At 26.0% G+C, this 19,263-nt stretch carries 21 protein-coding genes; 20 read left to right on the forward strand and 1 reads right to left on the reverse strand.

Features of this window, described 5'->3' with window-relative positions:
* Positions 1-72: 72 nt before the first annotated feature.
* Positions 73-1,635, forward strand: a complete 1,563-nt coding sequence (locus tag MBBAR_RS05385) for an MATE family efflux transporter (RefSeq protein ID WP_080460284.1) — start codon at positions 73-75, stop codon at positions 1,633-1,635.
* Positions 1,636-1,706: 71 nt separating this feature from the next.
* Here the strand turns inward: MBBAR_RS05385 and MBBAR_RS05390 are convergent, their stop codons facing one another.
* The gene (locus tag MBBAR_RS05390; protein WP_080460285.1) at positions 1,707-2,243 is read right to left on the reverse strand and encodes a DUF2115 domain-containing protein; all 537 of its coding nucleotides are present in this window, start codon (positions 2,241-2,243) and stop codon (positions 1,707-1,709) included.
* 696 nt (positions 2,244-2,939) lie between these two features.
* Between MBBAR_RS05390 and npdG the strand changes: the two genes are divergently transcribed.
* The 19 genes from npdG to MBBAR_RS05485 all read left to right on the forward strand — a co-directional run bounded on the left by npdG (position 2,940) and on the right by MBBAR_RS05485 (position 19,209).
* Entirely contained in the window at positions 2,940-3,620 is a 681-nt protein-coding gene (gene npdG, locus MBBAR_RS05395; RefSeq protein ID WP_080460286.1) for an NADPH-dependent F420 reductase, read from the forward strand.
* Positions 3,621-3,934: 314 nt separating this feature from the next.
* Positions 3,935-4,459: a tRNA-intron lyase gene (gene endA, locus MBBAR_RS05400; RefSeq protein ID WP_080460287.1), complete on the forward strand. Its 525-nt coding sequence runs from the start codon at positions 3,935-3,937 to the stop codon at positions 4,457-4,459.
* 361 nt (positions 4,460-4,820) lie between these two features.
* A complete protein-coding gene (locus tag MBBAR_RS05405) occupies positions 4,821-5,909 on the forward strand; it encodes a tryptophan--tRNA ligase (RefSeq protein ID WP_080460308.1) in 1,089 nt (362 codons plus the stop codon).
* Between the two features lie 341 nt (positions 5,910-6,250).
* Positions 6,251-6,868 (forward strand): stage II sporulation protein M, encoded by a 618-nt coding sequence (locus tag MBBAR_RS05410; protein WP_080460288.1) that lies wholly within the window; start codon positions 6,251-6,253, stop codon positions 6,866-6,868.
* A gap of 243 nt (positions 6,869-7,111) precedes the next feature.
* Entirely contained in the window at positions 7,112-8,317 is a 1,206-nt protein-coding gene (gene thrC, locus MBBAR_RS05415) for a threonine synthase (RefSeq protein ID WP_080460289.1), read from the forward strand.
* Between the two features lie 659 nt (positions 8,318-8,976).
* Positions 8,977-9,183, forward strand: coding sequence for a histone family protein (locus MBBAR_RS05420; protein WP_042703701.1), 207 nt, complete (start codon positions 8,977-8,979; stop codon positions 9,181-9,183).
* A gap of 992 nt (positions 9,184-10,175) precedes the next feature.
* A complete protein-coding gene (gene rpl7ae / locus MBBAR_RS05425; RefSeq protein ID WP_042703703.1) occupies positions 10,176-10,547 on the forward strand; it encodes a 50S ribosomal protein L7Ae in 372 nt (123 codons plus the stop codon).
* A gap of 84 nt (positions 10,548-10,631) precedes the next feature.
* Positions 10,632-10,838 carry a 30S ribosomal protein S28e gene (locus MBBAR_RS05430; RefSeq protein WP_042703705.1) on the forward strand — a complete coding sequence of 69 codons (207 nt, stop codon included), beginning with the start codon at positions 10,632-10,634 and terminating at the stop codon, positions 10,836-10,838.
* A gap of 77 nt (positions 10,839-10,915) precedes the next feature.
* Positions 10,916-11,080 (forward strand): 50S ribosomal protein L24e, encoded by a 165-nt coding sequence (locus MBBAR_RS05435; protein WP_042703707.1) that lies wholly within the window; start codon positions 10,916-10,918, stop codon positions 11,078-11,080.
* Positions 11,081-11,554: 474 nt separating this feature from the next.
* Positions 11,555-12,007, forward strand: a complete 453-nt coding sequence (gene ndk, locus MBBAR_RS05440) for a nucleoside-diphosphate kinase (protein ID WP_080460290.1) — start codon at positions 11,555-11,557, stop codon at positions 12,005-12,007.
* 205 nt (positions 12,008-12,212) lie between these two features.
* The gene (gene infB / locus MBBAR_RS05445) at positions 12,213-14,000 is read left to right on the forward strand and encodes a translation initiation factor IF-2 (protein ID WP_080460291.1); all 1,788 of its coding nucleotides are present in this window, start codon (positions 12,213-12,215) and stop codon (positions 13,998-14,000) included.
* A 466-nt stretch (positions 14,001-14,466) separates the two neighbouring features.
* Complete coding sequence (locus MBBAR_RS05450) at positions 14,467-14,865, forward strand: 30S ribosomal protein S6e (protein ID WP_080460292.1); 399 nt, start codon at positions 14,467-14,469, stop codon at positions 14,863-14,865.
* A gap of 91 nt (positions 14,866-14,956) precedes the next feature.
* Positions 14,957-16,180 (forward strand): translation initiation factor IF-2 subunit gamma, encoded by a 1,224-nt coding sequence (locus MBBAR_RS05455; RefSeq protein WP_080460293.1) that lies wholly within the window; start codon positions 14,957-14,959, stop codon positions 16,178-16,180.
* Positions 16,181-16,231: 51 nt separating this feature from the next.
* Entirely contained in the window at positions 16,232-16,588 is a 357-nt protein-coding gene (locus MBBAR_RS05460; protein WP_042703712.1) for a type II toxin-antitoxin system VapC family toxin, read from the forward strand.
* A 243-nt stretch (positions 16,589-16,831) separates the two neighbouring features.
* Complete coding sequence (locus MBBAR_RS05465; RefSeq protein WP_080460294.1) at positions 16,832-17,356, forward strand: inorganic diphosphatase; 525 nt, start codon at positions 16,832-16,834, stop codon at positions 17,354-17,356.
* Positions 17,357-17,461: 105 nt separating this feature from the next.
* The gene (locus tag MBBAR_RS05470) at positions 17,462-18,019 is read left to right on the forward strand and encodes a DNA-directed RNA polymerase (RefSeq protein WP_080460295.1); all 558 of its coding nucleotides are present in this window, start codon (positions 17,462-17,464) and stop codon (positions 18,017-18,019) included.
* A gap of 50 nt (positions 18,020-18,069) precedes the next feature.
* Positions 18,070-18,246, forward strand: a complete 177-nt coding sequence (gene spt4, locus MBBAR_RS05475) for a transcription elongation factor subunit Spt4 (protein ID WP_211272917.1) — start codon at positions 18,070-18,072, stop codon at positions 18,244-18,246.
* Positions 18,247-18,317: 71 nt separating this feature from the next.
* Positions 18,318-18,848 (forward strand): GTP-dependent dephospho-CoA kinase family protein, encoded by a 531-nt coding sequence (locus MBBAR_RS05480; protein ID WP_394334522.1) that lies wholly within the window; start codon positions 18,318-18,320, stop codon positions 18,846-18,848.
* 43 nt (positions 18,849-18,891) lie between these two features.
* A complete protein-coding gene (locus tag MBBAR_RS05485) occupies positions 18,892-19,209 on the forward strand; it encodes a 30S ribosomal protein S24e (protein ID WP_080460298.1) in 318 nt (105 codons plus the stop codon).
* The last annotated feature ends 54 nt before the right edge of the window (positions 19,210-19,263 follow it).

A 19,263-nucleotide genomic window follows, 5' to 3' on the forward strand; every position in this document is an offset into this window, starting at 1 on the left:
AGATAGATTATTAATTAAGATTGACTTAGATGGACTTCAACATGAATTTTTTTAATGATGGGCTGATGATAAATGAATCGGGATAAAAAAGATCAAAACAAAGGAATTAACAAAAAAGATACTAATAGTAGTAATACTTGTAATAATATTGAGAATAGTAATACTGATAATAATATTGAAAATATTAGTACTGGAAGTAATATTGATAATATTAATGTTGATAATAGTATTGACAATAATGATGTTGGTAATGAAGATTTTGGAGAAACTGAAGGTGTTTCTACTATTCTTGGAGATCCAAAAAAAGCTATATTAAAGTTGTCTGGACCAATGATTATAGCTATGATGATTACTTCATTATACAATCTCATAGATGGTGTATGGGTAGCTGGACTTGGTCAAAATGCACTTGCTGCTATTGGTTTTATAACACCTATATTCATGGTAGTTATTGGTTTTTCAAATGGTCTTGGTGCTGGAGCTACTGCTGTTATATCAAGATTTATAGGTGAAGGAAGTAAAGATAAAGCTAATAATGCTGCAATACATATAATATTGCTTACAATAATATTCACAATTATAATAATGGTTTCTTTAGGCTTGTTTTTAAGGCCTATTCTTGAAATGCTTGGTGCAGGAGTTACTGTTGACCTTGCACTTGCCTATGGTAATATTGTCTTTGCAGGGTCTATATTTATTGTATTTACAGCAGCTGCTTATGGAATACTTCGTGCAGAAGGAAATGTTAAAAAAACTACTTATGCAATGTCTTTAGGAGCTATTCTCAATATAATTCTCGATCCTTTATTTATATATACTTGGGGTTATGGAATTGCAGGTGCAGGTATTGCAACTGTGTTATCAATGGCTGTTTCAAGTTTCATTATTCTTTATTGGTTTAAGAAGGATACTTACATTAGAATATCCTTAAAATTTTTTAATTTCAGTAAAGATATTTTAAAAAAGATTCTATCTGTTGGTATTCCTGCTGGTGCTGAGTTTTTAATCATGGCAATACTTGCAGGTTCTTTAAACATGATTTTAGTATCTGTTTCTGGAGCTGATGCTGTGGCTATTTATTCATCTGGTTGGAGAGTTCTCATGATAGCTATTGTTCCAATAATATCCGTATCTATTTCTGTTGTAGCTATTGTTGGAGCTTCATTTGGTGCTAGAAGATATGAAAATTTCAGTATTATTCAAAACTACTCTATTAAAATTGGAACTATAATATCTATTATTACAGCTGTATCTACATTTATTTTTGCACCATATATAGCAATGTTATTTACATATTCTCCTGAAACTGCTGCTTTAAATGGTCCTATTACTGATTTTTTGAGAGTAATGGCTCTGTTTTACCTTTTTGTTCCAATGGGTTCAACTGCAGCTTCTATTTTCCAAGGTGTTGGTAAAGGATTGGATTCTTTCATGCTTACAGCTATAAGGGAGTTATTGCTTGTTGTAGTATTTGCTTATATATTAGCTATTCCTCTTGGAATGGGTCAATATGGTGTATGGTGGGGAATTGTAATTGGAAATATAATTGGGAGTTTAATAGCACTGATATGGTCTAAATTATATATAAAAAAAGTTGTAACTATTAAAGGTGGGGAAAATGAAGCTTTAGAATAACTAGTGTAGTTGTTTAAACTTTATTTTTTCAAAAACTAATAATTTATCTTATTTTTTTCTAATTACTTATATTAAAAATCAGATTGCTTGGCTATGCAGAATTTACAAACTGCATTTGGATTTTCTTTTTGTTTGTCTTTTACAGGACAAAAATAAGTTCCATTTTCATAAGTAACTTTTAAATTCCCTGGAAAAGGAGTTCCAATGGGATGTATTGGTTCATTTAATATGAAAGTAGTATATAAACTGATTATTGTATAAATTAGGGGAAATTTATCATTTTCATTTTTATATAATTCTTTATTTTTATTTTGTGTTTCTAATAATTCAATAGCTTCTAAAAAATCAGATTCATTAGATATTTTTGAATTATAATAATTTTTATCTTCTTTTACATCTTTTATTCTCATAATAAAATATTTTATATAGATTTCCAAGTATCCTTCTCTGTAACTTGATTGAACATATTTTCCTTCTTCTCTTAATATTACAGTAGCTAACATAAGGTCATGAACAGAAATTTTATTAGCTAATTCTTTAATAGCTTCCATTAAATCTTTCTTTAAAATGTTTTTCATTGATTTAAATTCATTAAGTTCTTTAAACATTATAAAACCTTATTTTATATTAATATTTTTTATTTTTCTATTTTTCATTATTTGGATATTTTATTATCTTTAATTCTATATTTTTATTACATTATTTTAAACTTTTATTGTAACTTTTAAAATTAATATTTATTTTAGAAGTAATATTTATTAATGGAGTTCAACAAATTTCTAAAAAGACATATTATTTAAATATAATATGGCTTTATATTAGAATATTAATAATACATTCACATACATATACTTAATTATAGAATACATAAATACATTTACTAATAAAATAAATTAATATTTTAATTATATGATATTATTAATATAAACATTAAAATGACCATATGATGACTTTTTACTAAAATAATTATAGTTAGTAATTATATATTTAATAGTTATATTAAGTAATCATAGTTAGTAATTATATATTTAATAGTTATATTAATTAATTATAGTTAATAATGCTATTAATTTTATTATATTGCTATTTATTTAAAAATATTAGTAATTTTAAAGATATTAATAATTTTAGAAATATTAATATTATTATACTATAATTGAGAATTATATTAGAAATAAGATTAATAAAATGAATTTAATAATATAAGATATAAACATTAAGATATAAACATAATTTATTAAATAGATAATATATTAAATAGACAATATATTAAATAGACAATAATCAATATGAGGGATAAAAATATGAAAATTGCTATTATAGGTGGAACTGGAGATCAAGGATTAGGATTAGCTTTGCGATATGCCAAAAGTGGCGAAGATGTTGTTATTGGTTCAAGAAAAGCTGAAAAAGCTGAAAATGCTGTCGCTGAAATTGAAAATCTTTTAGGTAAGACAAATATTGAAAATTTAGAAGGCTTGAGTAATCCTGATGCAACAATTATTGCAGATATAATTATATTGACTGTGCCTCTTCAAGCTCAAAAAGCTACTTTAGACAGTATAAAAGATTATTTGGATGGTAAAATTATCATTGATGCAACTGCATCACTAAGTTCTAATATTGGAGGATTCCCAACTGAATTTATAGAAGTTTGGGAAGGTTCTGCAGCTGAAAGGACTGCAGCTATTTTAAAAGATAAAGATGTAAGTATTGTGTCTGCATATAGTAATATTTGTTCCTCAAGTTTAATGGATCATGAAGAAGAAATTGATTGTGATTGTTTAGTTTGTGGAGATGATGATGAATCTAAATTAAAAGCAATTGAACTTGTTAATAAACTTCCAGGAGTTAATGCAATTGATTGTGGATCTTTATCAAGAACTAGAATTGTTGAAAAAATTACTCCTTTGTTAATAGGTCTTAATATCAAAAATAGAGTTCATCATGCAGGAATCAGGATAACTGGTTTAGATAAAAAATAGCTTATTTAATAATTATATTTAATAATAATTATAGGTATTATTTGTGTTAAGATATTATTTATCTATAAAAATTATTTTTATTAGATATTTTTATTAGATATTTTTGTAGATATTTTATTAGATATTTTATTAGATATTTTTTATCTATAATTAATATATTTTGTATATTTGTCTATAATTTCTATAATTTGTGTATTTATTTTAGATATATTTTAAATAATTTTTACCGTAATCTAAATTTATTCAAAAATTATGATTTATTGTATTGAAAATAGTTTATAATTCATACTTATCATGAATTTAAGAGGTATTAAATGCGCGGCTGCTTAACTGATGAAATAGTGACTATAACTATTAAAGAAGATCTTAATCAAAAAGCTATTTCTCTTAATCAGAAAAGTTTTTTTGGAAAGCTTGAAGATGGTTTTCTTGAACTTTCTCTTATTGAGGCTTTTTATTTAATGGAAAATGGAAGGTTGAATATTTATAATGTAGATTCTGATGAAAAATTAGAAATAAATTATATTAGGGAGATTATCAAGAAAAAAGGAAACTATGCAAAATACTGCGTGTATAAGGATTTAAAAGATAGGGGATACATCATAAAAACTGGTTTCAAGTATGGTTCTGAATTTAGACTTTATGAAAGGGGAAAGTCTCCAGGTGATGGTCATTCTGAATATCTTGTAAAAATTATACATGAAGATTATGATATTAATGCTTTAGACTTTGCTAGCTATGTAAGAGTATCTCATGGTGTTAAAAAAAGCCTTTTAATGGCTGTTGTAGATGATGAAGAGGATATTACTTACTATAAAATAGAATGGACTAGGCCTTAATTTTATCATATATTATAGATTTTTTAAATACATTATTATATTAAGTCTGTATTATTATCGATTATACTTATTGAGTATTGGTTTGTATTTATATTATTTATATCTGTGTTGATTAATATTGATTTATTGATTATGTTCATATTGATGGTATATTGGTTTGTATTTGTATTGATTTAATAGATTGTATTTGTGTTGATTATATTATTGATTTAATTATGTTTATATTGATGGTATATTGGCTTGTATTTGTATTGATTTAATAAGTTGTATTTGTATTTATTGTAGTATTGGTTTGTGTTTCTTGTAGTTGTATTGATTGAGTATTGATTTTAGTAGTATATTAGAAGTTTTAGGTGATTTTTTGATTGACCCATGGGCATCATCATCAGTTGATTATGATAAATTAGTAAATAAATTTGGAATAAAAAAATTTTCCAGTGTTTTAAAAGATATTGAAGATCCATTACCTCTCATGAAAAGAGGAGTTATATTTGGGCATAGGGATTTTGAGAAAATAATTCCTTTAGTAAACAAAAATAAAGAATTTGCTGTTGTTTCAGGTATGATGCCAAGTGGAAAGATGCATATAGGTCATAAAATGGTTGTAGATCAACTTAAATGGTATCTAAAAAAGGGTGGGAATTTATCTTTACCTATAGCTGATATGGAATCATATGGTGCAAGAGGGATTGATTTTAATCAGGCAAAAGAAATGGCTGTTACAGAATACTTATCTAATTATATTGCCCTTGGGCTTGATTTAACTGATGAAAATGTTTTAGTTTATTTACAGTCAGAACATAATCCTGTTAAAAATTTAGCTTTTGAATTGTCTAAAAAAACTAATTTCAATGAATTAAAAGCTATATATGGGTTTTCTCCATCTACAAGTATATCTCATTTATACGCTCCTATTGTTCAGGTAGCTGATATTTTACTTCCTCAAATAGAGGAGTATGGTGGTCCAAAACATGTTGTTGTTCCTGTTGGTGTAGATCAAGATCCTCATATAAGATTAACTCGTGATATTTCTGATAAATTTAAATCTAAATATGGTTTTATTCCTCCTTCTTCTACATATCATAGATTCCTTACAGGCCTCACTGGAGGTAAGATGTCAAGTAGTGATCCAAAAACAGCTATTTACTTAAATGATTCTCCAAAAGAAGCTGAAAAGAAAGTTAAATCAGCTAAAACTGGTGGTCGTGAAAGTTTAGAAGAGCAAAAAAAACTTGGTGGTTGTCCTGATCAGTGTGTTGTTTATGAAATGTTAGTATATCATTTAATCGATGATGATGCTGAACTTAAAAATGTTTATGAGAATTGTAAAAATGGAACTTTGCTTTGTGGAGAATGTAAAACAATTACTGCAGAAAAAATGAAAAAATTCTTTGAAAAATTAGCTGATAAGAGAGAAAAGTCATTAGAAATTGCAAAGACCCTTTTATAATTTTTATAATAATATTCTTTGAGTTATTTTTTATTTAAAGTTAATTTAAAATTTAAAAAACTTAATTTAAAAAACTTAACTTAAAAAATTTAACTTAAAAAACCTAACATAAAAAATCTTAATTTTATTATTTTTAATAATAAGTTATTAAAATTATTTAACTATTAAAATTATTTAATTCATTAAATAATATATTATTTATAGAATGATTTACTAATATATTCATTTAGAATCAGTTGTGAAATAGATTCTTAATAATTTAATTAAAATCGATTAAAATTTAATTAATAGGTGGTATACTGCAAAACATTAGATATTATTTTTCTATTATATGGGATGAGTTGAAGAGTGCATTTTCAGAGAATAAATTTATAATCTTATTTTCAACATTGTTATTTGTTATTCCAATGCTTTTGGGATACTTCTTTGCACCTTATATTTCAGAAGCTATGAATCCTGTGATTAATTCTTTTCGTGAAAGAGTTCAACAAGGAGATATCCAATTAACTCATGATTCAATATTTTTTAATAATGTATATGTTGGTATAATATTATATTGTGGAGCTATAACCTTTGGTTTGCTAACTGCTTCTGTTTTAATTTCCAATGGTGTTTTTATTGGATATTTTGCGACTAAAATGCCTTTGTATTCATTTTTACTTTTAACATTACCTCATGGAATATTTGAAATTCCTGCTATTATTCTTGCAGGCTCAAGTGGATTTATCATGTTTAAATTCTTAATTGAATTTTTTAAAGGTATTATTAAACCAGTTATTACTAATAATGAGGTTAATCTATCAATAAAAAATAGGATAACTAATTCTTTAAATAATAATATAAATAGATTAACTCAATCTTTAGTTCTATTAGGCTTTTCAGTTGTATTATTTATAATAGCTGCATTTATAGAGGCTTATCTTACTATAGGCATAGCTAGACTTTTCATGATCTTCTAATCACTATAATATTATTTTTTTAGAAAGAAATTATATTTATATTTTTTATATATCATTTATAATTTTTTTTGTATCGAATTTATAATTATATATTAAACTTATATATTATTATTAATAAAAAATAATATATTATTAAATGTTAGGTAATTATAATAGATTTAATTTATAATAAAATAATTATACAATATTTTTTGCTTATCAAAATAGTTTTATATTAAATTTTTTTTATATTAAAGTGATTTTATGATTGTATGTGTAAATTGTAATACAAAATATAATGATAATGAAGTTATATACACTTGTAAAGAGTGTGGCTCTGTATTGGAAGTAGATATCGATATTGAAAATTTGGATATTTCTAAAGATATTTTTGATTGTAGAAAAGATATCTTATGGAAGTATAAAGAGTTTATGCCAGTTGATGAAACTAAGATAGTTTCTCTAGATGAAGGCGGAACTCCATTTTGTAAATGTGATAAGTTAGGTAGTGAACTTGGAATTGAACTTTTTGTTAAAGTAGAAGGTTCAAACCCAACTGGAAGTTTTAAAGATCGTGGTATGAGCGTTGGGATGACTAAAGCTATGGAACTTGGTGTAGATACAGTTGGCTGTGCTTCTACTGGCAATACTTCTGCATCACTTGCAGCTTATGCAGCTAGAGCAGGTCTTAGATGCGTTGTTCTTCTTCCAAGTGGAAAAGTAGCTCTTGGAAAGTTAGCTCAGGCAATGTTCCATGGAGCAGAAGTACTTTCAGTTAATGGTAACTTTGATGAAGCTCTTGAAGCTGTAACAGCTCTTGCTCTTGAAAAACATTTGTATCTTCTTAATTCTATTAATCCTTACAGACTTGAAGGACAAAAATCAATTGGATTTGAAATTGTTCATGAACTTGGATGGGAATCTCCAGACAGGATTATTTTACCAGTAGGTAATGCTGGGAATATTTCTGCTATTTGGAAAGGAGTCACTGAATTTTATAAAGCAGGTTTTATTGATAGTCTTCCTATGATGACTGGTATTCAGGCAGAAGGTGCATGTCCAATTGTAAATGCTTTTAGAAAGAATACTATGGATTTGGTTCCAACAGAAAATCCTGAAACTATAGCTACAGCTATTAGAATTGGGGCTCCAGTAAGTTCTATTAAAGCTTTAAGGGCTATTTATGATTCTAATGGTTTTGCTGAAACTGTTACCGATGATGAGATTTTAGAAGCTCAAAAGGAACTTGCAAGAAAAGAAGGGATAGGAGTTGAACCTGCATCAGCTGCCTCAATAGCAGGTCTTAAAAAACTTGTTGCTGAAGGAATAATTGATAAAGGTGAACAGGTTGTATGTATAGTTACTGGACATTTACTTAAAGATCCAAATACTGCTATAAATGCTTGTGTTGAACCTATAGAGATTGATGCTGATGTTGATGCTCTAAAGAAAGTTTTATTAAATAAATAATTTTTAAATACTTTTACTTATTTTTTAAATACTATCATTTAGCTTTTAAATATTATTACTTATTTTTTTTATTTTATTATTCTATTTTTTATTTTATTATTATTTTTAATTTTAATATTAATTTTAGTTTTATTATTACCAATCTCATTATTAGTTTTATTAAATTAATATTATTAATATTATTATTAATATTATTATTAAGTTTATTATTAAGTTTATTATTAATTTTATTATTAATTTTATAATTGTTATTATTTTATTTTTTTATCAAATTATTTTATTTTTTTATTTAGATTTTTATTTTATTTTTTCATTTTCATTATTTTTGACACGTATTTCTATTTGAATTATGTTATTATTTCTATGATTTCTGTAAAATTTAGTAATTACTAAAATTAACTTTATCTTTATAATATTAATTCTATATTTTTGAAATCATAATTGTAATGGCTATGAGTTGAGCTTAATTTATGAAAATTTTATCTAAATTTATTTAGTTAAGTGGTCTTGTATAGATATCGAATAATGAAAAATTCCAATCTCTAATATAAAATAAAATTGACTAAGTTGGTGGGATATTGAAATTTACTAATCTAGAACCAATATATTTATATATGATGAAAGATACACTTATAATTACAAAATTATGAGGTGAAAATATGGAATTACCAATTGCTCCTATCGGTAGAATCTTAAAAAACGCTGGTGCTGACAGAGTCAGTGACGGTGCTAAAGAAGCATTAGCTGAAGCAATCGAAGAATGTGGAAACGACATTGCTGCTAAAGCTGTTGGATTTGCAAGACATGCTGGTAGAAAAACTGTAAAAGTAGAAGATATTAAATTGGCTACAAAAACTTGTAGTTAAGTATATATAAATAGTTAATGGTTTTACTTTTAGTAAAACTATTCAATACTATATGGTAACGATATACAGTAATGATATTATTTACTTTTAGTATTGTTTTATTTGTAGGATATTTTCTATTTTATTTTTTTATTTGTTTTTATTTCTAATTTTTTTATTTTGTTGATTTTTTTTATTGGTTTATATTTTGTTAGTTTATATTTTGTTGGTTTATATTTTATGAGCTTATTTACTGGTTTTGTTTTATTTGAATATTTTTATTTGAATTTTAGATAGTTATATTTAAATATTGAATTTTGGATATTGAATTAACTAATTAATATTTAATCCTGTATTATAAAATTCATTATTAAAAGTTAAATATTATGATAATAAAAATAATAATAACTACTTTTTAATATAATAATTTGGCATATAATCAGAATTTAGAATCAGATATTGAAAAACTTTATAAGCTATGAAAATATATTTATTATAGTCTATTCTCAAGACTTTAAATTTCATTAATATTTTTATTAATATTTTAAATGATTTTATCTGAATTGTTTTAATACTATTTAGAATTCTAAATTTTTGAGATTATAAGGCTATAATTGATGCAATTAGTTTTTAACTATTGTGTAATGATGTTTTAGCTAAAATCAATAATTATATTTAATAATATTTTCGTTGATATTTTAATTTTAGCTTATTTTATGTTCATAGTCAATTTAGTTCTTTTTATAGACATTTATAAAATATTTAATATGATATACTTATTATAACAGCAAATAATCTCTAATATTGAGTAATTTCTAATATTATCTCTAATATTAAATGATATATTATATTTAAAGGATATATTAGATAATATTATGGTATTTCAAATTATTATAGTATTTATTACTTATAGTGATTATTATAATGTTTTTAAAAAATAATTTTTTTTAAAACTGCAGTTATAATATTTGCCGATGGATGGCAAATGCCAGATGAAAAAGGAGGTAAATAATATGGCAAAAGCAATTTATGTAAAATTTGACACCCCACAAGAAATAGCTGAAAAAGCTGAAGAAGCATTAGAAACCGCAAGGAATACAGGAAAAGTAGCTAAAGGAACTAACGAAGTTACTAAATTTATAGAAAGAGGAAATGTAGAATTAGTTGTAATTGCAGAAAATGTTGATCCTGCAGAAATCGTTGCACACATTCCTGTTCTTGCTGAAGAAAAAGAAATTCCTTATGTTTACTTGCCTACCAAAGAAGAAGTTGGTGGAGCAGCAGGTTTGAATGTTGGTACTGCTTCAGCAGCTATTGTTGATGCTGGTGAAGCTGAAGAGCTAGTAAAAGAAGTTGTGGAAAAAGTTGAAGAACTTAAAAATTAATTAGTTTAATAATTAATTATTTTTCTTGATCTGTTTGAAGAGCATTAATTAATAAATGCTCTAAAATTATTAACAGGTGATTATATGGAAGAAGGAAGTCCAGCAGAAGTCATTGAAGTTTTGAAAAGAACTGGGATGACTGGTGAGGTAATGCAAGTTAAGTGCAGAATCCTCGATGGAAGAGACAAGGGAAGAATATTAACTCGAAATATTATGGGTCCTGTTAGACAAGGCGATATTTTGATGTTATTGGACACAATTAGAGAAGCTAAGGAGATTAAGACTCCTTAACTGGCTATGGCTTTATGCTATGCTTTAGCTAGATATTAGGATATTCTTAATTAACTTAAATTCTAAAGGTGAATATAATGAGAACTTGTTCATTTTGTAAAGAAGAGATAGAAGAAGGTACTGGAAAAATGTATGTTAAAAAAGATGGTTCCATATACTTCTTCTGTAGTAGTAAATGTGAAAAAAATATGATTAAGCTTGGAAGAGTTCCAAGAAAAGTTAAATGGGTAAAAGAAAATTAGTATTATGATGATATAACTGAGTTATATTATTAAATAATATTATTTCATTTATTTATTATTAGGTATTTTTTTAGGTATTTAATGTTTATTTAATAATCATTTAATAATCATTTAATATTTATTTATAAATAACTTATTAATAACTTAATTTTAGCTACAAAAATTAGCTTCTATGACTAGTAAGTTATATGAGTAGTAGTTATAATGATTAATTTAGCTATAAGATTTAGATATGAATTTCTAATCTAATAATTATCTATTAATAACTATTCTATTGTATTACTTAATTATATTAATTTTTAATATTAATTTAATCAATCAATTTAATACTAAATCTAATAATAAAAATAATAAATCTATATAATAATACTAAATTTAATACTAAATCTAATAATAGAACTAAATCTAATAATAAATTTAATAATAAATTTAATAATAAATTTAATTCATAAATTAATTCATGAGGTTAAAAAGATGATGGAAAAAAGCTTTGTTATGATGAAACCTGATGCTGTACAAAGAAGAATCATGGGAAAAATTTTAACTAGGTTTGAAGAAAAAGGACTTCAAATTGTAGCTGCAAAACTTTTAAAGATAGATGAAGATCTTGCAAAAGAGCATTATGGTGAGCATTCTGAAAAACCTTTTTTCAATGATTTAGTTAGTTATATAACTTCATCTCCTTCATTTGCTATGGTAATTGAAGGTGACGATGCAATATCATTGATTAGAAAGATAGTTGGCGCTACTAATCCTAAAGAAGCAGATCTTGGTACTATAAGAGGAGATTTTGCTATGGATATGGGTAGAAATATTATACATGCTTCTGATTCTCCAGCTTCTGCTGAAAGAGAGATATCTCTATTTTTCAATGAAGATGAAATTTGTGAATATAAAATAGCTGATGATTCTTGGATTTATGAATAAATATTTATTAGAATAATATTATATTAGAATAATATTTATTAGAATAGTATTTATTAGAATAATATTTATTAAAATAGTATTTATTAGAATATATGGTTAAAACTTGTTAAAATAATAATTAGCTATAATAAAATATAATAAAATATTTGTTAGAACAATATTTGTTAGTTTTTAATCATATTAGAAAATTATAAATTAGAAAATTATGAAGATTCGATCTCCTATTGTATCTGTTCTTGGCCATGTGGATCATGGTAAAACAACTCTTCTTGATTTTATCAGAGGAAGTACTATTGCATCTAAAGAAGCTGGTGGAATAACCCAACATATCGGTGCTACTGAAATACCTATAGAGACAATAGAAAATATATGTGGAAATTTCATTGGAAAATTATCTATCCAAAAAGATATCCCTGGTTTATTTTTCATTGATACTCCGGGTCATGAAGCTTTTACTAGTCTTAGGAAACGTGGAGGAGCATTAGCAGACTTAGCTATTCTTATTGTGGATATTAATGAAGGTTTTAAACCTCAGACTTTTGAGGCTTTAAATATTCTTAAAATGTACAAAACTCCTTTTATAATAGCTGCAAATAAAATAGATAGGATTTTTGGATGGGAAACTCATAAAAACACTTCATTTTCAAAATCTTTTGCAAATCAAGCTCAAAATACTCAATTAAATTTAGATAAACAAATTTATGAACTGGTTGGAATTTTACATAAAGAAGGATTTCAGTCTGAAAGATTTGATCGTATAAATGACTTTTCTTCTCAAATTAGTATTATTCCTATTAGTGCTAAGTCTGGAGAAGGAATTGTAGAGTTACTTGCAATGTTACTTGGGCTTGCTCAAGAGTATTTAACTGAACAATTAAAAATTGAGGAAAATTCTCCTGCAAGGGGAACTGTTTTAGAAATTAAAGAAGAAACTGGGCTTGGAGTTACAATAGATGCTATTATATATGATGGTATTCTAAAAAAGAATGATGAAGTTGCTTTGATGGAAGTAGGAGATGTTCTTACAACTAAAATTAGGTCAATCTTAAGACCTCTTCCTTTAGAAGAGATGAGAGATTCAAAGAAAAAGTTTAAAAAGGTTAATGAAGTAGTAGCTGCAGCTGGTATAAAAATTGCAGCTCCTAATCTTGATAATGTTATTTCTGGTTCTCCTTTAAGGGTAACTAAAGATGGAGATCATGTTAAAGAGGAAATTTTAAGGGAAATTGAAGATATCACAATCCATACCAATGAAAATGGGGTAATGGCAAAAGCTGATACTCTTGGTTCTCTTGAAGCTCTTGTAAATTTACTGCAGTCTATGGATATTCCAATTAGAACTGCTGAAATTGGTGATGTTTCTAAAAGAGATGTTATTAATGCATCTATCGTACAGCAAGAAGATCCCTCTCATGGAGTTATAATTGCTTTTAATGTTAAAGTACACCCAACTGCCCAAGAGGAATTGGATAATTCTGATATAAAGCTCTTTTCTGGTAATGTAATATATCAAATTACTGAAGAATATGATGTTTGGATTAAAGAGAAGGAAAAAGAGCAAAGACAAAAGTGGTTGGATGCTATAATTAAACCTGCAAAAATTAGAATTATTCCTAAACTTGTATTTAGACAGAGTAAACCTGCAATTGCAGGAATTGAAGTTCTTAGTGGAACTATAAAGCAAGGTTTATCTTTAATGAATCATAATGGAAATGTTGTTGGATCTATTGAGAGTATGCAGGATAAAGGAGATAATTTACCTTCTATAAGTAAAGGTCAAAAAGTTGCAATGGCAATTAAAGATGCAATTGTTGGAAAAGATTTTGAAGAAGGAGACAATCTATATATTGATATTCCAGAAAAACATTATAAAATTTTAGAAAGAGAATTTAAGGATAAATTAAGTGAAGATGAATTTGAATCCTTAAATGAAATATTAACCATTAAAAGAAAAATTGATCCTGATTGGGGTACATTTGGACTTTTTGAATAATGCTAATAAAGCTATATGCTTAATTAATAATAGATAGTTTAATAATAAAACTAAAATTAATATTAAAACTAAAATAAATCATAACTAATAATAGATTTTAAAATTATAGTAAATATAATAAAACTAATAAAATAAATTAATAATAATTAATAAATTATTTAATAAAATTATTTAATAAAATTAATAATGAATACAGAATATTAATAAAATTAATAAAACTAATAATAAATCTAATAATAAAACTAATAATAAAACTAATAATATGATTAATAATATAACTAATAAAAATATTAATAATAAAACTAATATAATAATGGGTTATAATAAATATATATTAAATATAGATTATACTTTAATATAATATGTATTAGTGTATAGCTTATAATTAATTTAGATAATATTGGATTTTTATTTGTTCTCAATTATTAAAGATCAATCGTTTAAATTTGTTTAAAGGAGGAATTTTTTGGTATTTAAAGTTGTTATTTCAGAAAAAGAAGAAAGTCATCAAATTGAAGTAGACACTAATGAAAGACAAATCATTGGTTTAGCTATTGGTGACGAATTAAGTGGGGATTTAATAGGACTCGATGGATATACTTTAAAAATTACTGGTGGCAGTGATAAAAATGGTTTTCCAATGAAAAAAGATGTCGAAGGTCCTAGAAGGATTAAAAGTTTATTATCTGGTGGTATAGGTTACAAACCTAAAGCTGATGGTGTTAAAAGAAGAAAAACATTAAGAGGAAATACTATATCTGATGATATTGTTCAAATTAACACTATTGTAACTGAAGCAGGTAATAAATCTATTGATGCTATACTTAATCCAAGTACTGATGAAGATGAGTCTTCAGAAGAATAATTTGGTTATTTATAGTTATTTTATTATCAGTGAAAAATTATGTATGGAATTGTAGAATATTTTCAAAATAAAAACACAGCAGGTGTAATCTGTGAAAGTACAGTCTGATGTTAACATAGGGCTAGTGGGTCATGTCGATCATGGTAAAACAACTCTTACCAAAGCATTATCAGGTATCTGGACAGATACTCACAGCGAAGAAACAAAAAGAGGCATATCTATTCGTTTAGGTTATGCTGATATTGAATTTAGAAAATGTAACAAGTGTGGTGAACCTTTATGTTATACCACAGCAATAACTTGTGAACATTGTGGAGAAGAAACTGAATTTTTAAGAAAAGTATCTTTTGTTGATGCTCCTGGACATGAAACTCTTATGGCTACTATGTTATCTGGTGCTGCAATAATGGATGGTGCAGTTCTTGTAATAGCTGCTAATGAATACTGTCCTCAACCTCAAACTAAAGAACATTTAATGGCTCTTGATGTTATTGGAGTAACTGATGTTATTGTTGTTCAAAATAAAATAGATATAGTTTCTAAAGAAAGAGCTATTGAGAGTTATAATGAGATTCAAGAGTTTGTAAAAGGTACTTGTGCAGAAGGTGCACCAATTATCCCTGTTTCAGCTCAACAAGGAGCTAATATTGATATATTGATTGATGCTATTGATAAAAAAATTAAAACTCCAATTAGGGATCCAAATAAACCTTCTAGAATGCATGTTGCTAGGTCTTTTGATATTAATAAACCTGGTTCTCATCCTAATGATATTAAAGGAGGAGTTATCGGTGGAACTTTGATTCAAGGTACATTAAAAGAAGGTCAAGATATTGAAATCCGTCCTGGTATTGAAAATAAAAGAGGTGGAAAAAATGCTTGGATCTCTTTAAAATCGAAAATAATTGGATTAAATGCTGGTGGAGAAGATGTTGATGAAGTTGGACCTGGAGGACTTATAGGTGTAGCTACTAAATTAGATCCTTCACTTACAAAAGCAGATTCTCTTTCTGGTTCTGTAGCTGGAGAAATTGGAACTCTTCCAGATGTTTTACATAGTTTTGAAATGGAAACTCATCTTTTAGATCGTGTTGTTGGTACTAAAGAAGAAAGAGATGTAGCTCCAATTATAATTAAAGAGCCTTTAATGATAAATTGTGGTACAACTACTACAATTGGTGTTGTAACAAAAGTTAAAGGTAATGTCCAAGTAACTTTAAAATTACCTGTTTGTGCTGACAAAGGGGATAGAGTAGCTTTGAGTCGTAGAGTTGGAGCTCGTTGGAGATTGATTGGTTATGGAATTATCCAATGATAATTTTAAAGATTGTTGTGAAAAAGAGATCATAATAGATACAAATTTTTTATGATTCCCTTTCAGTTCAATGTTGATATAATAGATGAACTTGAAAAAGCTTTTCCTTCTTATAAATTAGCTACTACAAAATTTATAATAAATGAGTTGGTTGGTTTAAAGAAAAATTTAAAAGGCAAAAATAGGGTTGCAGCAGGAATTGGTCTTAAAATAGCTAAATCTGGAGTTGTTGAGATAAAAGATGTTTCTCTAAATAAAGATGAATCTGTTGATGATGCTTTAATTAGAATTTCAAAAGTTTTAGCAACAAATGATATTGAACTAAAAAAAAGAGCAAGAAAAAAAGGTATACCTGTTGTTTATTTGCGTCAAAAGAAATATGTTGTCTTTGATGGATATTTGGAATAGTAATATTAAATAATTATTATTAATCCTTCTAAATATTTAAAATACAAATTTAATAATTTTATTAAACTTTATTAAAATTTTATTAAAGGTTTATTAAAGTTTTATTTAATTATTAATTTTATTAAATTATTATAATAAAATTATTATAATAATATAGAATAATATTATAATATAAAATAATATTATAATGTAGAATAATATTATAATGATGTATAATAATCAAATATCAATAATGGTGGAAATATGAATTTATGGACTGAATTAAATCCCGGATCTGAATTTCCTGAAGTAATAAATGCAGTAATCGAAATTCCTAAAGGATCAAGAAACAAGTATGAATATGATAAAGATATGGAAGCTTTTGCTTTAGACAGAGTTTTGTACTCTTCAGTAGTTTATCCTGCTGATTATGGGTTTATTCCTCAAACTGTTTATGATGATGGGGATCCTATGGATATTATGGTATTAATGGAACAACCAACTTTTCCAGGTTGTGTTATTGCTTCAAAACCAATTGGAATAATGGGGATGATTGATGGTGGAGATAAAGATTATAAAATCTTAGCTGTTCCTGTGGATGATCCTAAATTCAAAGATATTAATGATATATCTGATGTTCCATCACATATCTTAGATGAGATTGCAGAGTTCTTTAAAACTTATAAAAATCTTGAAGGTAAAGAAGTGGAAGTCCTTAATTGGGATAATGCTGAAATGGCTAAAAAAGAAGCTATTAGGTCTATTGACTTGTATAAAGAGAAATATTAGAATAATATCATATATTAGCATTATATAATCTCATTATTATATAATCTTAAATTCATTCAAAATATTAAATAATGTTTATCAATAAATTAATTATGAGGGATTTAATTGTACTATTTAACAAAAATTGAGGATACTGTGAGAATTCCTCCTTATAAGTTTGAGGATCCTCTAGAAGAAGTAGCTATTGAAACTCTTAATGAAACTTATAACGGCAGACTTGATAAAAAATTAGGCTTGCTTGTTAGTGTTAACAATATAGAGGTCATTGGTGAAGGTAAAGTAATAATGGGTGATGGTGCTGCTTATCATGAAGTAGTTTTCAATGCAGTGTTCTTCAAACCTGAATTATATGAAATAATTAATGGTGAAGTAATTGAGATAGCTGAATTTGGAGCTTTTATTCGTATTGGTCCAATGGATGGTTTAGTTCATGTTTCTCAAGTCACCGACGATTATATTAATTATGATTCTAAAAGAGGAGCATTACTTGCTAAAGAATCTAAAAAAACTCTTGAAGAAGGAAACTTTGTCAGAGCTAGAATTGTTGCTGTTAGTTTAAAAGGTAAATCCACTAAAGAAACTAGAATTGGGCTTACTATGAGACAGCCTAACTTAGGAAGGTTTGAGTGGATTGAAGATGAGAAAAATAAAAGTAAAAAATAATACATAAAAGTATTATTTGTTTTAATTATCAGGAAGTAGTATAAATGAGTATTAAAGCTTGTACTTCATGTAAAAGAATATCTACTAGAGAACGTTGTCCAGTTTGTAATAATCCTACTTCAACTAATTGGAGTGGTCTTTTAATAATCGTAGATCCAGAAAATTCTGATATAGCTAAAGAATTAAATATTGAATTACCTGGGGAATATGCTCTAAGAGTAAGATGATTTGATTATAATATTGATTAATTATTTATAAAACTAAAAATTTAAAAATTTCACACGAGATTTAAGAGGGTATAATAGTGTTAATATTAGATGAAACTGATAGAAATGAGTTTAAAAGGCCATTAGGTAAATTATATCCTTTCTTTGAAGATGCTTTACCTGAAATTATTTCATCTAAATTTTTAATATCTGTTGGAGATGAGACTACTAATAATCTTCACAGTAAAAATATTTATCCAAATATTAGTATAATTGATAATTTAATTCAAAGAAAAATTCATAATAATAAAATAATTCATAATAATGAATTTAATAATACTGAAAATGTTTTATTTACAAAAAATCCTCCAGGAACTATTACTGATGAACTATGGGAAACCATAGATCTAGCTATTAAAAAAGCAACAAATAATGATTTAAAGCAGCTAATTGTTGTAGAAGGGGAAGAAGATCTTGCAGTTCTTCCATGTATTGTTATGGCTCCTGATAATGCAGTTATTTTATATGGGCAACCTAATGAAGGATTAGTATTTTTAAATGTTTTTGAAGTAAAAAAAAGAGCTAATGAACTACTTAAATTGTTCAAAAAAGTAGATAATTGAAATTATTAAAAATAAAGTTTTATTAAGTTAAAGAGGCTTAAAAATGGAAATTGACATTTTAAATAAGAAAGAAAATAAAGTATTAGATAGAACTGAGGTTAAATTTGATTGTATTTACTCTGGTGAGGCTACACCTAAATTATTAGATGTTAAAAGTAAGTTAGTAGCTTTATTAGATTCTAATAGAGATTTAATTGTGGTTGATTCACTTCAACCTCACTATGGTCAAACTAAAGCTTCTGGCTATGCAAAGATTTATGGTTCAATTGAAAGTTTGGAAAATATTGAAACTGAACATGTATTAGCTAAAAATAAAGAAGCTGAAGTTGTTGAAAATGATGAATCTGAAGAATCAGAATAAAATTCTGAATCTGAAGAATAATTGTATATTAATATAATAATAGTCTGGAGGGAC

The sequence above is a fragment of the Methanobrevibacter arboriphilus JCM 13429 = DSM 1125 genome (genome assembly GCF_002072215.1).
GTDB classification, from domain to species: domain Archaea; phylum Methanobacteriota; class Methanobacteria; order Methanobacteriales; family Methanobacteriaceae; genus Methanobinarius; species Methanobinarius arboriphilicus.

Coding starts and splice junctions, on each gene's coding strand:
- thrC (WP_080460289.1), top strand. CDS start 7,112: ATGATTGTATGTGTAAATTGTAATACAAAATATAATGATAATGAAGTT.
- MBBAR_RS05430 (WP_042703705.1), top strand. CDS start 10,632: ATGGAAGAAGGAAGTCCAGCAGAAGTCATTGAAGTTTTGAAAAGAACT.
- endA (WP_080460287.1), top strand. CDS start 3,935: ATGCGCGGCTGCTTAACTGATGAAATAGTGACTATAACTATTAAAGAA.
- MBBAR_RS05465 (WP_080460294.1), top strand. CDS start 16,832: ATGAATTTATGGACTGAATTAAATCCCGGATCTGAATTTCCTGAAGTA.
- ndk (WP_080460290.1), top strand. CDS start 11,555: ATGATGGAAAAAAGCTTTGTTATGATGAAACCTGATGCTGTACAAAGA.
- infB (WP_080460291.1), top strand. CDS start 12,213: ATGAAGATTCGATCTCCTATTGTATCTGTTCTTGGCCATGTGGATCAT.
- MBBAR_RS05390 (WP_080460285.1), bottom strand. CDS start 2,243: ATGTTTAAAGAACTTAATGAATTTAAATCAATGAAAAACATTTTAAAG.
- MBBAR_RS05485 (WP_080460298.1), top strand. CDS start 18,892: ATGGAAATTGACATTTTAAATAAGAAAGAAAATAAAGTATTAGATAGA.
- rpl7ae (WP_042703703.1), top strand. CDS start 10,176: ATGGCAAAAGCAATTTATGTAAAATTTGACACCCCACAAGAAATAGCT.
- npdG (WP_080460286.1), top strand. CDS start 2,940: ATGAAAATTGCTATTATAGGTGGAACTGGAGATCAAGGATTAGGATTA.
- MBBAR_RS05460 (WP_042703712.1), top strand. CDS start 16,232: ATGATTCCCTTTCAGTTCAATGTTGATATAATAGATGAACTTGAAAAA.
- MBBAR_RS05420 (WP_042703701.1), top strand. CDS start 8,977: ATGGAATTACCAATTGCTCCTATCGGTAGAATCTTAAAAAACGCTGGT.
- MBBAR_RS05385 (WP_080460284.1), top strand. CDS start 73: ATGAATCGGGATAAAAAAGATCAAAACAAAGGAATTAACAAAAAAGAT.
- MBBAR_RS05435 (WP_042703707.1), top strand. CDS start 10,916: ATGAGAACTTGTTCATTTTGTAAAGAAGAGATAGAAGAAGGTACTGGA.